The sequence below is a fragment of the Rhodococcus sp. W8901 genome, from assembly GCF_013348805.1.
Lineage (GTDB): Bacteria > Actinomycetota > Actinomycetes > Mycobacteriales > Mycobacteriaceae > Prescottella.
Map to the genome: position 1 here is coordinate 5,139,882 of NZ_CP054690.1, position 12,473 is coordinate 5,152,354.

Annotated in this window: 12 protein-coding genes; 5 read left to right on the forward strand and 7 right to left on the reverse strand. The window is 64.2% G+C overall.

The annotated features are described in order from the left end of the window. Positions 1 to 88: 88 nt before the first annotated feature. Positions 89 to 1,090 (forward strand): LLM class flavin-dependent oxidoreductase, encoded by a 1,002-nt coding sequence (locus tag HUN07_RS24000; protein ID WP_174913447.1) that lies wholly within the window; start codon positions 89 to 91, stop codon positions 1,088 to 1,090. Positions 1,091 to 1,187: 97 nt separating this feature from the next. Further along, positions 1,188 to 1,784, forward strand: coding sequence for a TetR/AcrR family transcriptional regulator (locus tag HUN07_RS24005; RefSeq protein WP_174913450.1), 597 nt, complete (start codon positions 1,188 to 1,190; stop codon positions 1,782 to 1,784). A 66-nt stretch (positions 1,785 to 1,850) separates the two neighbouring features. Here HUN07_RS24005 and HUN07_RS24010 read toward each other — a convergent pair whose 3' ends face one another. From HUN07_RS24010 to HUN07_RS24025, 4 genes are all read right to left on the reverse strand, one after another. Continuing rightward, entirely contained in the window at positions 1,851 to 2,951 is a 1,101-nt protein-coding gene (locus HUN07_RS24010; RefSeq protein WP_174913453.1) for a nuclear transport factor 2 family protein, read from the reverse strand. A 16-nt stretch (positions 2,952 to 2,967) separates the two neighbouring features. Beyond that, positions 2,968 to 3,825, reverse strand: coding sequence for an aspartate/glutamate racemase family protein (locus tag HUN07_RS24015; protein ID WP_174913456.1), 858 nt, complete (start codon positions 3,823 to 3,825; stop codon positions 2,968 to 2,970). 189 nt (positions 3,826 to 4,014) lie between these two features. After that, positions 4,015 to 5,673, reverse strand: coding sequence for a long-chain-fatty-acid--CoA ligase (locus HUN07_RS24020; RefSeq protein ID WP_174913459.1), 1,659 nt, complete (start codon positions 5,671 to 5,673; stop codon positions 4,015 to 4,017). 311 nt (positions 5,674 to 5,984) lie between these two features. Further along, a complete protein-coding gene (locus HUN07_RS24025) occupies positions 5,985 to 6,836 on the reverse strand; it encodes a helix-turn-helix domain-containing protein (protein WP_174913462.1) in 852 nt (283 codons plus the stop codon). Between the two features lie 576 nt (positions 6,837 to 7,412). Between HUN07_RS24025 and HUN07_RS24030 the strand changes: the two genes are divergently transcribed. The 3 genes from HUN07_RS24030 to HUN07_RS24040 all read left to right on the forward strand — a co-directional run bounded on the left by HUN07_RS24030 (position 7,413) and on the right by HUN07_RS24040 (position 8,864). Next, on the forward strand, positions 7,413 to 7,781 hold the full coding sequence (locus tag HUN07_RS24030; protein ID WP_174913464.1) for a nuclear transport factor 2 family protein: 369 nt from the start codon (positions 7,413 to 7,415) through the stop codon (positions 7,779 to 7,781). 145 nt (positions 7,782 to 7,926) lie between these two features. Beyond that, positions 7,927 to 8,499, forward strand: coding sequence for a VOC family protein (locus HUN07_RS24035; RefSeq protein WP_114722033.1), 573 nt, complete (start codon positions 7,927 to 7,929; stop codon positions 8,497 to 8,499). Positions 8,500 to 8,504: 5 nt separating this feature from the next. Then, on the forward strand, positions 8,505 to 8,864 hold the full coding sequence (locus HUN07_RS24040; RefSeq protein ID WP_254623046.1) for a nuclear transport factor 2 family protein: 360 nt from the start codon (positions 8,505 to 8,507) through the stop codon (positions 8,862 to 8,864). Positions 8,865 to 8,967: 103 nt separating this feature from the next. On the opposite strand, the gene HUN07_RS24045 is transcribed toward HUN07_RS24040, so the two are convergent. The 3 genes from HUN07_RS24045 to HUN07_RS24055 are packed head-to-tail and all read right to left on the reverse strand — an operon-like array spanning position 8,968 to position 12,472. Then, a complete protein-coding gene (locus HUN07_RS24045) occupies positions 8,968 to 9,750 on the reverse strand; it encodes an IclR family transcriptional regulator (RefSeq protein WP_114722035.1) in 783 nt (260 codons plus the stop codon). After that, positions 9,747 to 11,324 (reverse strand): long-chain-fatty-acid--CoA ligase, encoded by a 1,578-nt coding sequence (locus HUN07_RS24050; RefSeq protein ID WP_174913470.1) that lies wholly within the window; start codon positions 11,322 to 11,324, stop codon positions 9,747 to 9,749. Before HUN07_RS24050 ends, HUN07_RS24045 begins: the two co-directional genes overlap by 4 nt. Further along, positions 11,324 to 12,472 (reverse strand): alpha/beta hydrolase, encoded by a 1,149-nt coding sequence (locus HUN07_RS24055; protein WP_174913473.1) that lies wholly within the window; start codon positions 12,470 to 12,472, stop codon positions 11,324 to 11,326. The genes HUN07_RS24050 and HUN07_RS24055 overlap by 1 nt, the downstream gene beginning before the upstream one ends. Position 12,473 lies beyond the last annotated feature (1 nt).

Genomic DNA, 12,473 nt, shown 5'->3' on the forward strand with positions numbered 1-12,473 from the left:
GATCTTCGCTGAAGGTCTTGACGTGACATAAAACTAAAACTAACGTCACTTTTACCTATTGTGCTGGCACCACTGGAAGGAACATCACATGGAACTGGGCGTCATGAGCCTCGGCGACCACCTACCCAACCCGCACACGGGGATTCGCACTTCACAGGGCGAGCGTCTGCGCTCCATCGTCGACAGTTCGGTGGAAGCGGAGAGCTTGGGATTCTCCATGATCGCGCTGGGAGAGCACCACTTCAACGACTACATCATCTCTTCACCGCAGCTCATGCTCGCTGCAATTGCCGAGCGCACCGAGCGGATCCGGCTGGCCACTGCCGTGACCCTGCTGGCCACCTCGGACCCGGTCCGTGTGGCAGAGGATTTCGCAACGCTCGACCAGCTGTCCGGAGGTCGGGCCGAAATCGTCGTCGGACGCGGTATCAACCCCGAAACCTACGCGGCATTCGGTGGTCTGGACCCCAAGCAGGGCCACGCCATCATGAGCGAGAAGGTCCAACTGCTGGATCAGCTCTGGAACTCGAAGGAGCCCTTCGACTGGTCCGGCGAGTTCCGCGGACCGCTCGAGAACGTACAGCTCAAGCCCTCACCGCTCGCGAGCGCGCCCCGCTTGTGGATGGGCACCGGCACCACCGAGGAGTCCGTCCGACGCACGGCCGCACAAGGGCTGCCCCTGATGCTGCCGAGCATCTTTGCCCGCATCGACACCTGGGGCCCGCTCGTGAAGATCTACCGCGAGCTCATGGAGGAGCAGGGCAAGCAGGCGGTGGTCGGCTCCTGCAGCTACGTTCACGTCGCACCTGACAGCCAGACCGCACGCGAGCAGTGGCGCCCCTACCTGACCGGGTATGTCACGTGGGCACGCCAACTGCTCGGCAACAAGTCCCCCGTGAACTACGAGGAACTGATCGAGGGAACGGCTATGTGCGGCAGCCCCGAAGAGGTTGTCGAGCGCATGAACACGTTCAAGGAGATCATCGATCCCGACGTCCACCTGGCGGTCTTCGACGTGGGTGGGCTCCCGCACGAGATGCTCATGGACACGATGGCGCTGTTCGCCGCCGAGGTCATGCCCAAGCTGTAAGCGCATCCCCGTCAGCGATATCGATACAAACCAGGACTGCAGCGACAAGATCGAAGGGGCCATCAAGGTGCACACAACGAGTACCGGGCACCAGAGCGTGGGCACGAAGGGGCAGCAGACCGCACAGCTCATCAAGACCGCTGCACGCACCGTCTTCAAGCGCGACGGCTATCTCAATGCCAGGATGACCGATATCGCTGACGAGGCCGGCAAGTCTCCGGCCACGCTCTACAACTACTTCGACAACAAGCGGGAGATCCTCCACGCGATGTTGGAGGACTTCTTGAGCCGCGTCCTCGATCAGGGGAACCCTGATCCGCAGGGCGTGTACACCTCGGAATCACTGAGATCGGCCATCGCCGTGTTCTGGCGCACCTACACCGAGTTCCTTCCTGAATTGGTCGGAATCACGCACGCTGCGTCGGTCGAGGACGAGTTCCTGCAAGCATGGATGCAGATTCGTGAGGTAGGCGTCAAGCAGATTGCCGGACGAGTCAAAGTGCTTCAGCGACAAGGGCTAGTGGATCCGAAGCTGGATCCGTACGTCGCCGCATCAGCGCTCTCCTCCATGCTCGAACACAGTTGTTATCTGTGGCTGGGCATGGATGCAGGAGGGATTGGGCGACCTGGGTCGGATGACGAGGCGATCGGCACCCTCACCTACCTGTGGTCGCGTGCGCTGGGAATCGAATGACCTGAGCACGAATGAGCGCCGGTGAACACCGGCGCTCATTCGTTGCACGTCAAAGCAATACGACAATCAGTTCAGCAGCGAAGCTATCACCGGAAGTGATGCGTCGGCATCTCCACGCTGGCCTCGCATGCTCGACGGGGTTTGAGCCAACGAGCCTTCCGCGACGCCGTGGTCATGACGCCACTCGACAAAGGTTCGGTGCTCGACCATGCGCCAGCGACCGTCACGGCGCTCGAATCGATCGATGTATCGACCACCTGCAACGCCCTCGTAATCCTCACTTCGTCCGTCCCAGAAAGTAGTTGAGGGAGCAGTCGGCGGAACTCGGTGATAGGCGGTGACGTAGGTTTCCACTTCGGCGACGTCACCGTCGAAGGAAAACAGCATGTTGCCCGTCTGATGATGGGTCCGCTCGAGGGAGCCCATCGACACCCGGGCGTTCTCCACCATCTTCTGCCAAGGCAGCTCGTTTCCGATGAAGACAGTTTTCCCGTCCTCATGGAATACGCTCGCCATCAGTTCCCATCGGTTCCGATCCACTGCGTGGCAGAAGCGGTTGACAACATCGGCGATTTCCGCGCGGTCGACAAGCCGACCGGCGTCTACTCGACCGAGATCGTTTGTGCGCCAAGCCTCTACGACCGATCCCGAGATGCCGTCCTCTCGCTGTCCCCTCGCCTGCCCCGAGACAGCGGCAAGGCCGCCTTCTCGCGATGGACGGTGATTGCGCCACTCCGTGAGCAGGCGCCGGTCCGCAATCCGCCAGCGACCGTCGCGGAGTTCGAATCGGTCGATATAGCGAGCGCCGAGCATGACTTCGTACGCCTCACCCGTGCCACCGAAACCACCACCGACAGGCGCATCATGCGGAATGGCATGGAATGCCGTCACATACGTTTCGACGTGCGCGACGCTCCCCTCGAAAGCAATCATGATGTTGCCGACCTGGTGGTGCGTCGCCTCGACCGGCTCGAGAAGTGCGGAGCCTTGTGCGACGAATTCGCGCCAGCTTCCGCCGATCGATGACAATCGGCAGGTTGCGTCCTCGTGGAAAACCGAGTCCATCAACCACCAACGCCGACGATCCGTCGCATGGCAGTACCGATGGATGACATCTTCGATTTCGGCTCGGGCAGCTACTGATTCGAGTGTGTACGCAGTACTCATGTATCTCTGTCCCCTCCTACGCTTCGGCGGGCACGTTTGCCGGCAGATCACACGAAGCAGTGCCGTCGTCATTGAGGACACACACCGGGCAGTCTTCCTGATCGGCGCCGAGCGCGCCGTCCGCCGCCTGAACCATCTCGGCGAAGAGTTCCTGACGCTCCGATCGCGGCACCCGCGGATCCCGCGCCGGGCGCAAACCGAGCTCGATCAGCGTCTCGAGCTGGCGGTAGCCGGCCATCGTCGGGTCCACGATGGGGACGCTCGAGCGGGCAGCGAGGATCTCGGCGACCGGGCTCATGCAGTTGCACCCCAGGATGACCGACTTGGCGCCGTCCTGCACTGCGAGTTCGATCTCGGCCAGGATGCGCTCGATAATGTCCTCGCGTCCGGCCTTCATCTGGGTGAGGAAGTTGTCTTCATCAGCCAGAGTGCTCTGCTCAGCGTGGGTTGAGACGTAGCGTACCGAGATACACTGCCGTCCAACAGGGTTATCGCGCAGTAGACGCTCGTAGACGAAGTCCATCGTCTCCGGCCAGATCGTGACGATGCTGAACTTCTCGCCGAGAGCCGCTGCTGCCAGCAGGCTTGCCTCACCGCTACCGACCACCGGGATATCGGAGGCGGCGCGCGCTGCTGCCAGACCGTAGTCCGGAACCCCGCCGATCAGAACTCCGGCGCACCCGTCGCGAGCGGCCCGCATTGCAGCCTCCGCGTAGACGACATCGGAGAGCAGGAGGTCGACCGCGTCGATCGGCGCCACTCGGATCTCCGTGTACACCGACTCGACGGAGTACCCGGGCGCGATCAGGCGATCGGGAACCGGGCTCTTCTGCTGGCCGGTATTCATTTCGAGATATGCGATCCGCTTGGTCAACTGAGCCTGCCTGACTTCGAGGTGATTCGAGCCACTTCCAGCGACTCCTGTGAGGAGGCTATCAGAAGGTGTTTCTACGACGAAGAAGAAGAATCCCTATCTCGAAAGGCCGGAAAGACTTGTACAACACACAGATACAGCAAATCCCGAGCAGTGCGACAATCGCACTGCTCGGGCCTGAAGACAGAACTACGCGCCTCGGTAGAGGTCCCCGTGCTGAACGCGCATGACCTTCTTGTCAAGCTTTCCGACACTCGTACGCGGAAGCGCGTCGACGTACAGAATCGTGTCAGGGACTTGCCATTTGGCGAACGCACCCTGAAGCAACTCGTGGATCTCGGCGAGCGGAACTTCCTCGCCGTCCGTGGTCACCATGATCACGACCGGACGTTCCTGCCATTTCGGGTGCTCGACACCGATCACCGCCGCCTCAGCCACCCGAGGATGGGCAATGATCGCGTTTTCCATGTCGATCGACGAAATCCATTCGCCGCCACTCTTGATGACATCCTTGAGCCGGTCCGCGAGCTTGAGGTAGCCATTCTGATCGATGGTCCCGATATCGCCGCTGCGCCAGTAACCGTCGAGGAACCTGTCGGCGTCGTCATCAAGCATGTGGTACCGCGCGGTAATCCACGGTCCCCGCAGCAGGACCTCGCCCTTACTGTTGCCGTCGTGCGGCAAGTCGTTGCCCTCCGGATCTACGATCCGCACATCGACACCGCCCGCGGGAAGACCCTGATAGCGCTTGATGCTCCACCATTCGTCTTCCGTCACCTTGCCCTGCAAGGTCACCTTGCGGCCGTAGTTGACGAAAGCCATCGGCGCAGTCTCGGTAGCCCCGTACGCATGGATGAAATCGGCACCGGTCAAGTCGTAGAACCCACGCATGAGCGAGAGCGCGGGCTCGGTGGCGCCGGACAGCAGCCGGGTGCGACTGAAGTCCGGTTTGACGTCGAGCGTCTCGATGTAGTCGAGCATCGGCTGGAAGATCGCCGGGGCGCCGTTCGCGACCGTGACGTTCTCGGCGATCATCACGTCTGCCAGCATGTCCGTGTCCTGTGCCGAATAGCGGCCGGGCAGAACAATCTTGGCCGCGACGTAGACGGCAGACTGCGGAAGACCCCAGGACTGACTGTGGAACATCGGCGTGATCAGCATGACCGCGTCGGAGGCGCTCATCGCGTAAGACGAGGCCTGCGTCAGGGTGTGCAGGTAGATCGCTCGATGCGAGTAGTACACGCCCTTCGGCCGGCCGGTGGTGCCAGTCGTGTAGCAGGCGCTGTAGGCGGAGCTCTCGTCGATCATCGGCCAGTCGATCTCCGGGGACGCCTTCGCCACCAGGTCCTCGAAATGACGGACGTTCGGCAACGTGGTGGTGATCTCCGAGAGGGGCCTGTCGGACATCACCACCCAGGTGACCTCCGGCGCAAACGGCGCCACCGACTCAGCGACGCTCAGCAGGCTCTCGTCCACCAGGACGACAGACGCGCCACCGTGGGTGGCGACATACCCCACGTCCTCGGGCGCCAGGCGCAGGTTCATCTGCAGCATCACCGCTCCGGTGCCCGGGATGGCCCAGTAGAGCTCGAAATGCCGCTTACTGTTCCAGTCCAGGATCCCCACCACATCACCGGGTTTCACGCCCAGGCCGGTCAGGGCGTTGGCAATCCGCTTGATGCGCGCGTAGGCGTCGGCGTAGGTGTAGCGGTCCCATCCCCCGTCGCCGGTGCGATAGACGATCTCGCGCTCCGGGTAGTTGCGGGCCGAATGACGGATCAGCGTGGTCGTGTTGAGCTGATACGAGTCGTCGTTCGTCGACGGGTGCCCCTTGACAATCGCGGTCATTGCGCGCTCCTCAGATCCGGTTGTCCTACTGGTGCTGCTCGCGCCCACCGACGACGCCTAGGGCCCTGCCCACGATGCGGGATTCACGCACCTGCACTGGCACCCTGGGCTTTGATACTCCGTGGGACTGACCACCCAGACACCGCATTATTCTGCATGGCAGAGCAACTCTCTTATCCAGAGTTGCACAGGCCAACAATGCAAGTCAAGACACGAAGGTCGAAAGCTGAAGCCGCCCGGAAGCCCTCAACCATCCGACACTGCGTGGAGAGTTGCAGCGTGGAGCCGACGAATCGTCTCGCATTGCTTCGTCAGTCCCGCGAACGCGAAAGACCCGACGGGCCGGCGCCGGCCATGGCCAGCGCAAGGTCCGTGTACTCCCGTGCAATCTCGTGCGGCGGCGGACTGACGCCAGGCGTGTACCAATCGGCCACGGCAACGCACATCGTGACGATCGCAGTGGCGGTCGATGACGCCGGCACGGTTCCGACCCGCCCTGCATGACGGCAGGCCTCCACTGCTGCCTGCACAATGCCCCGGACCTGCAGCCGTGCCTGGAGGTGCAGCGATCGGCCGGACTCGTCGAGCGACCGCAACTCAGTGGACGCAAGCACCGCCGAGGCCTGGCGGTACGTGTGGAAAAGGATCACGCACTCGACCAGGTTCGCCAACCGTTCAGCGGGTGAATCCGCGTCGGCGTCTGCAGCCACGCATCGGCTTATCAGCTCGGCCATCGCGCCTTGCAGCAATTCAGTGAGCAGAACGTCCTTGCTCTCCACGTGGTAGTAGACGCCGGCCATCGACAAGCCGCACCGGTCGGCGATCATCCTGACGGTGGCAGCGTGGTAGCCGACCTCCACAAAGACATCCAGCGCCGTTCGAAAGACCGGAGGGAGGTCCAGCGGCTCGAAGTCTCGCCAGTCGTCGAACCGTGGGCCGGCGGGCTCGGGCGGACGCAGATCCAGCGGCACCCCGAGCGCGGCCGAGAGAGCCTGCAAGCGCTCGTGACCCGGCAGGCTCTTCCCGTTCTCGAACTCACTCAGAGATGACGGGCTCATCCCGACCAGCTGAGCAAGCTGCCGGAGCCCGACCTCGCGCTCGATACGCGCCGCGCGAATCCTGGCGCCCAGCCCTTCCCCACCGATTCGTCCCGACCGCTCCATGAGCACCACGGTATCCCGCCGTCGCGCGATCACCCGGCTGGACGACCACCATCCACAACGACGGTCCGTCCGGTCATGTACGCCGCATCGTCGCTCGCGACGAAAGCACTGCCGTCCCGCGGCCGATGCCGGATCCGGCGCCCGTGACGATTACAGATTTGGCCTCAAAACGGCTACGACCAGCCACTCCGACACCCTCTCCGACGCGCCAATTCTGTCAAGCAGAAGCAATCTCTGCCACGGCAGCGGCGCATGCCGAATGGATCGTCGTCAATAGCATGGTCACCCATCCGTTCGAAACTTAGCGATCGATAGGTCTTGACGAACCAAACGGACGGCAATACGGTCTTCGTGAGACATCCGAGCGATGCGTGTCACAGGACAAGGCGAGTGCGAGCCGGCGGCCGCAGGACCCAGGAGTGGGACCACCTGCGCGCCGTCGATCCACTTCCTCAACCAAGGCGCCATCGTGCTCGAGTACGTAGCCCGGACCCGCAAGTTGCGCAACGCCAACATCTCTCATGCACCCGTAAGCAAGCTCAGTGCCACCTACGGCGCCTAGTCAGGAGTACTCCAATGAGCGACATCCTCGAGTTCGCAGACCAGTTCTTCAACGCCGTCTCGGACGGCGACATCGACGCGGTGGCCGGCTTCTACCGCGACGACGTGACCGTCTGGCACAACTTCGACAACCTCGACCAGTCCCGTGAGGACAACCTCGCAACCCTCGCGGGAATCTCCGGCCGCTATGACGACTTCGGCTACGAGGACATCCGCCACACCGCCCTCGAGGACGGTTTCCTCCGTCAGCACGTCATCAAGGCCACGATCGGGAAGAAGACCGTGAACGTCCCCGCGGTCCTGCGCGTGTACGTCGAGAGCGGCAAGATCCACCGCATCGAGGAGTACTTCGACCGCGGCCAGCTCAGCGCCGTGTTCGGCTGACCCGACCCGCGCCCCGGCGCCGGGCGCCACGACGACCACCGTTCGCAACTTAGCGATCGATCGATATTGACTATCCGAACACTCAGACCTACCGTCGAGCCGAGAAGACGGCGAGACGGCCGCCACGCAGCGAGGAGAATGTGACATGACAAACACGGAATTCGAACTAGGTGGCGTGTGCCACCTGGCGCTGGTGTGCCAGGACATGGAGCGCACCGTCGACTTCTACACCAACGTCCTGGGCATGAAGCTGTCCATGACGCTCTCCCTGCCCGGCGGCGGCCAGCACTTCTTCTTCGACATGGGCGGCGGCCAGTTCATCGCGTTCTTCTGGTTCGCCGACGCTGCCCCGCACGCCCCCGGTATCGCGGCGCCCGCGGCCATCCCCGGTATCGGCAAGGAGATCGCGTCGGCGCACGGCTCGATGAACCACGTCTCGTTCAAGATCCCGCTTGACAAGTTCGACGAGTACAAGGCCAAGCTCGAGGCCAAGGGTGTGCAGACCGGACCGATGCTCAACCACGACAAGTCCGAGCGCGGGATCAGCCTCCAGGACAGCGACTCCACCTTCGTGAAGTCGATCTACTTCTTCGACCCGGACGGCATTCTGCTCGAGTTCGCGGCGTGGACCCGTGAGCTGCGCGAGGACGACGTCGCGCACGCGCCCCGGACCGCGGACGGCGGCCTCGGCGCTCCGGTTGGGGCTGCTGCCAAGTGAGTGAGATGCTCGCGCTCGCAGACAAGATGTTCACCGCCCTCAGCCGAGGCGATGTCGCCGTCCTCGACGAGATCTATCACGCGGACGTGAAGATCTGGCACAACTGGGACAACGCCGAGCAGTCCCGTGAGGACAACCTCCGCATCCTCTCGGGCATCCCCACCCGCTACGACGACTTCGGCTACGACGAAGCCCGCTGTACCGCCCTCGAGGACGGCTTTGTGCGTCAGCACGTCATCCGGGCGACCATCGGGGGCAAGACCGTCAACGTCCCCACGATCTTCCGGGTGTTCGTCGACGGCGGCAAGGTCCGCCGCATCGAGGAATACCTGGACGCCGGCCAACTTCGCAAGGTCTTTGCCTGAATAGAGACGTGATCAAGAGAAACAGCCCCGCCGATCGATTGGATCGGCGGGGCTGTTTCCGTGCCTTATCCTGCCGCGCAGGAAGATTCGTTCTGTCCCGAGATCACAGGAAGAACGCAGCGACCTCGTCCACCGCCTGGGTCAGTGCGGCGGCGATCTCCTCGCGGGTCACGTCGGACATCCGACTCTTGGGCGTGGAGACGTTCAACGTGTAGCGCGCCCCGCCGTACTCGCCGAGCGAGACCGCCACCGACGCGACTTCGTCCTCGGACTCCTCGTCGCTCGTGGCGAACCCGACCTGGCGGACCTCCGCGAGCCGGCGCAGTAGAACCGACCGCTTGGTGATCGAGTGCGAGGTCAGGCCCCCCGTCAACTTCTCCTTGGGGTAGAGCTCGCGCACCACACTGTCGTCCAGCGTGGCGAGCAGGGCCTTGCCCGACGATGTGCAGTGCGCAGGCATCGTCATGCCCATGCGGGATCCCACGCGCACCGCCCGAGCACTCTCGACCGAGTCCACGAAGGTCACCGTGTTCCCGTCGAGACGGGCCAGGTGGACCGTCTCGCCGAGGCTGGCCGAGAGCCGCTCGAGGACCGGGTGCACGCGCGCCCGAACGTCGGTCTGGCGCAGGACCGCGAACGCTATCGTGGTCAGCGCCGGACCCGGCTCGTAAGCCCGCGAGCCCTCGACCTGACGAACGAAACCGCGGTACTGGAGCATCGCCAGCAGCCGGTGCGCAGTCGACGAGGCCACCGAGAGATACTCGCTCACCTCGGTCAGCCGGATGCTGCGACGATCGCCGAGCAGCAGCAGGATCCGAAGCGCATTGTCGACAGACTCGATCGGGTACTGCGGACGATTCGGAGGTGCATCTTCCTTTGCAGTCACGCAGGTAGGGTAACGGCCGGGGTGCGCAACGCGTTCTTGGTGACCTTGCCCGAGGCGTTTCGCGGCAGCGCATCGACGATCACGAGGTCGGTCGGCAGCTTGTAACGGGCCAACCTCTCCCCCGCCCAGGTGCGCAACTCCTCGATGGTCAGATCCGCGGCGCCCTGCTTCAGCGCGACCACCGCGACCGGGGTCTCGCCCCAAGTCGCGTGGGCCCTGCCGATCACGGCAACCTCGGCGATGTCGGGGTGCCCGGCCAGCGCATTCTCGACCTCGGCGCAGTAGATGTTCTCGCCGCCGGAGATGATCATGTCCTTCGCGCGGTCCACGACGTAGATGAAGCCTTCGTCGTCCATCCGCACCAGGTCACCGGAGTGGAACCAGCCGCCGGCGAAGGCCTGCGCCGTCGCCTCCGGGTTGTTCCAGTACCCGGTCATGAGCCCCGGGCCGCGGTAGACCATCTCGCCGACCTCACCGGGCTGCACGTCCACCATGTCGGGGTCGACGATGCGGGCCCAGACACCGGGCGCCGGGCGCCCGACGGAGCCGAGCTTGCGGCGCGAGTCCTTGGCCTCGAGCACGCACGTGACCGGGGACATCTCAGTCTGCCCGAACAGTGCGAGGCTCGACGCGCCCGGCAGCACCTCGCCCATCTTTCGGAGCAGGGTGTCGCTGGCCGGTGCCCCGCCCCAGGAGCTGACACGGAGCCTGGACAGATCACGCGGGGCCCGTGCCTGCTCGTCGCAGACCGCCTGCCACTGCGTGGGTACGAGGAACGTCGACGTGACCCGCTCGGATTCCGCTACGTCGAGCAGGGCGCCCGCATCGAAGGAGACACTCGGCAGGACGACCATGGTGGCGCCCATCAGGATTGACGGCGCCACCAGGCCGATGGTGCCGATGTGGAACAGCGGCGCGGCGCAAAGGCTGACCTCGTCGTGCATCTCGAAGCGGAACGCCATCACGTTCGTGGTCGACTGCGCCGCCAGGTTGCGGTGCGTGAGCACGGCACCCTTGGGGCGTCCGGTGGTGCCCGAGGTGTACATCAGCAGCGCCGGCTCCGCCTCGTCGACCTCGTCGACCGATCCGCCCGAACCGGAGTCGGTGAGGAGAACGTCGTACGACGTCGCGCCATCGGCGCTCTCGCTGCCGACCTGGAAGACCTGCACCGGACCCTCGACCTCCGCAGCCGCGGCGATTCCGGTAGCGCTCGCCTGCTCGTCCACGCAGAGGACGGCGGACCCGCTGTTGTCGAGCGTGAACGCCACCTCGCCGACGCTGAGGCGGAAGTTGATCGGCACGGCAATAGCGCCGATCCGGTTGGCTGCGATCATGATCTCGATGTACTCGGCCTGGTTGCCCATCAGCAGCGCAACACGGTCCCCGCGCCCCACGCCGCGCTCGGCGAGTGCGGCAGAGACGGCAACCACTCGCTGCTGAAGCTGTGCCCAGGTGATCCGGCGCTCGCCGAACACGATGGCCGGGAGATCGCCGCGCTCGAAGGCGTGCCGGGCGACCTGGTTGACCCAGTGCTGCTTTCGGGCGAGCCCCAGCTCGTCGTTCTCGGTGCTCATCACCACTGTTCCTTGGGGAAACGCTCGGCGATCCAGTCGCACATGACCTCGGCGACCTTCTCGCGGGCACCGACCGGCTCGACGAAGTAGTGATCGCCCGGCAGGTCCTTGCGCTGCTTGTCGGTGCTGGCGATGGCGTTGTACAGCGCGTCCGCATCGCTGGGGAACACACCCGTGTCACCGTCGGGGTTGATGACGAACGCCGGCACGGTGATCTTCTCCATGTGCATTTCCGCGCGGCACTGGGACTCTTCGAGACTCCACATGTGCAGCCAGTTCCGCAGCGTGCTCCCGGCGCCGATGCCGCGGTCGCCGCGGTTTGCCACAGCGGTCGAGCCGCGGTAGCACTCGCCCGCAGGCCGATTGGTCGGCTCCATCGTCGCGTCGACCATGCGAGGGTCCGCCCAGGTACGCGGAACACCGAAGTGCCGGTCGAAGTAGCCGGCGGCGGTGACCCGGGCGAGCTCTTCCCTGGCCCACGCGGTGATCCGGTGGTTGCGAGCAACCTGCGCGGCACGGTATCGCTCGATGAACTCCTCGGAGTACGGCGGGCCGTTCTCGGGGTTGAACAGGTCGAGTTCGGGGTCGGTCAGCGTCGGGTCGTTCTCGTCGATGACGGCTGCGTCGAGCCACGAGGTCAGCACATCAGGCCGGCCGCCGTGCGCGGCGAGGGAGATGTAGGCGTCACCGGGGATGAGCTCATTGATGCCCACTGCCGGTTCCATGTCACGGGCGGGGCGGATACACGGCTCGACGGCTTGCGCCTGGTAAGCCGCCATCAGCGACCCGCCGCCGGAATTACCAAGCAGGATAACCTGATCCACACCTGCATGTTCCTTCAACCAGCGGACGCCCACGCCGATGTCGACCAGGGCCTGGTCGAGATTGAAGAGCTCCTCGTAGCCGCGGTAGCGGGTGTTCCAGCCCAGGAATCCAACACCGCGCTCAGCCATGAACTCAGCGACGTAATGCTCCGAGAAATCAATCTGGTAATGCGTAGCGATCATCGCGATGCGCGGCTTCTTGCCGGCCGGCGTGTAGTAGATCCCCTGGCACGGATAGCCGCCAGCCCCGGCGCGCTTCGCACCCGGGGACTCGCTGCTGACGAATTCCTTGTGGACGTTCGGGCTGGTGGTAGCGCCGGTCATG

Coding starts and splice junctions, on each gene's coding strand:
- HUN07_RS24030 (WP_174913464.1), top strand. CDS start 7,413: ATGAGCGACATCCTCGAGTTCGCAGACCAGTTCTTCAACGCCGTCTCG.
- HUN07_RS24025 (WP_174913462.1), bottom strand. CDS start 6,836: ATGGAGCGGTCGGGACGAATCGGTGGGGAAGGGCTGGGCGCCAGGATT.
- HUN07_RS24020 (WP_174913459.1), bottom strand. CDS start 5,673: ATGACCGCGATTGTCAAGGGGCACCCGTCGACGAACGACGACTCGTAT.
- HUN07_RS24050 (WP_174913470.1), bottom strand. CDS start 11,324: ATGAGCACCGAGAACGACGAGCTGGGGCTCGCCCGAAAGCAGCACTGG.
- HUN07_RS24035 (WP_114722033.1), top strand. CDS start 7,927: ATGACAAACACGGAATTCGAACTAGGTGGCGTGTGCCACCTGGCGCTG.
- HUN07_RS24055 (WP_174913473.1), bottom strand. CDS start 12,472: ATGACCGGCGCTACCACCAGCCCGAACGTCCACAAGGAATTCGTCAGC.
- HUN07_RS24010 (WP_174913453.1), bottom strand. CDS start 2,951: ATGAGTACTGCGTACACACTCGAATCAGTAGCTGCCCGAGCCGAAATC.
- HUN07_RS24000 (WP_174913447.1), top strand. CDS start 89: ATGGAACTGGGCGTCATGAGCCTCGGCGACCACCTACCCAACCCGCAC.
- HUN07_RS24040 (WP_254623046.1), top strand. CDS start 8,505: ATGCTCGCGCTCGCAGACAAGATGTTCACCGCCCTCAGCCGAGGCGAT.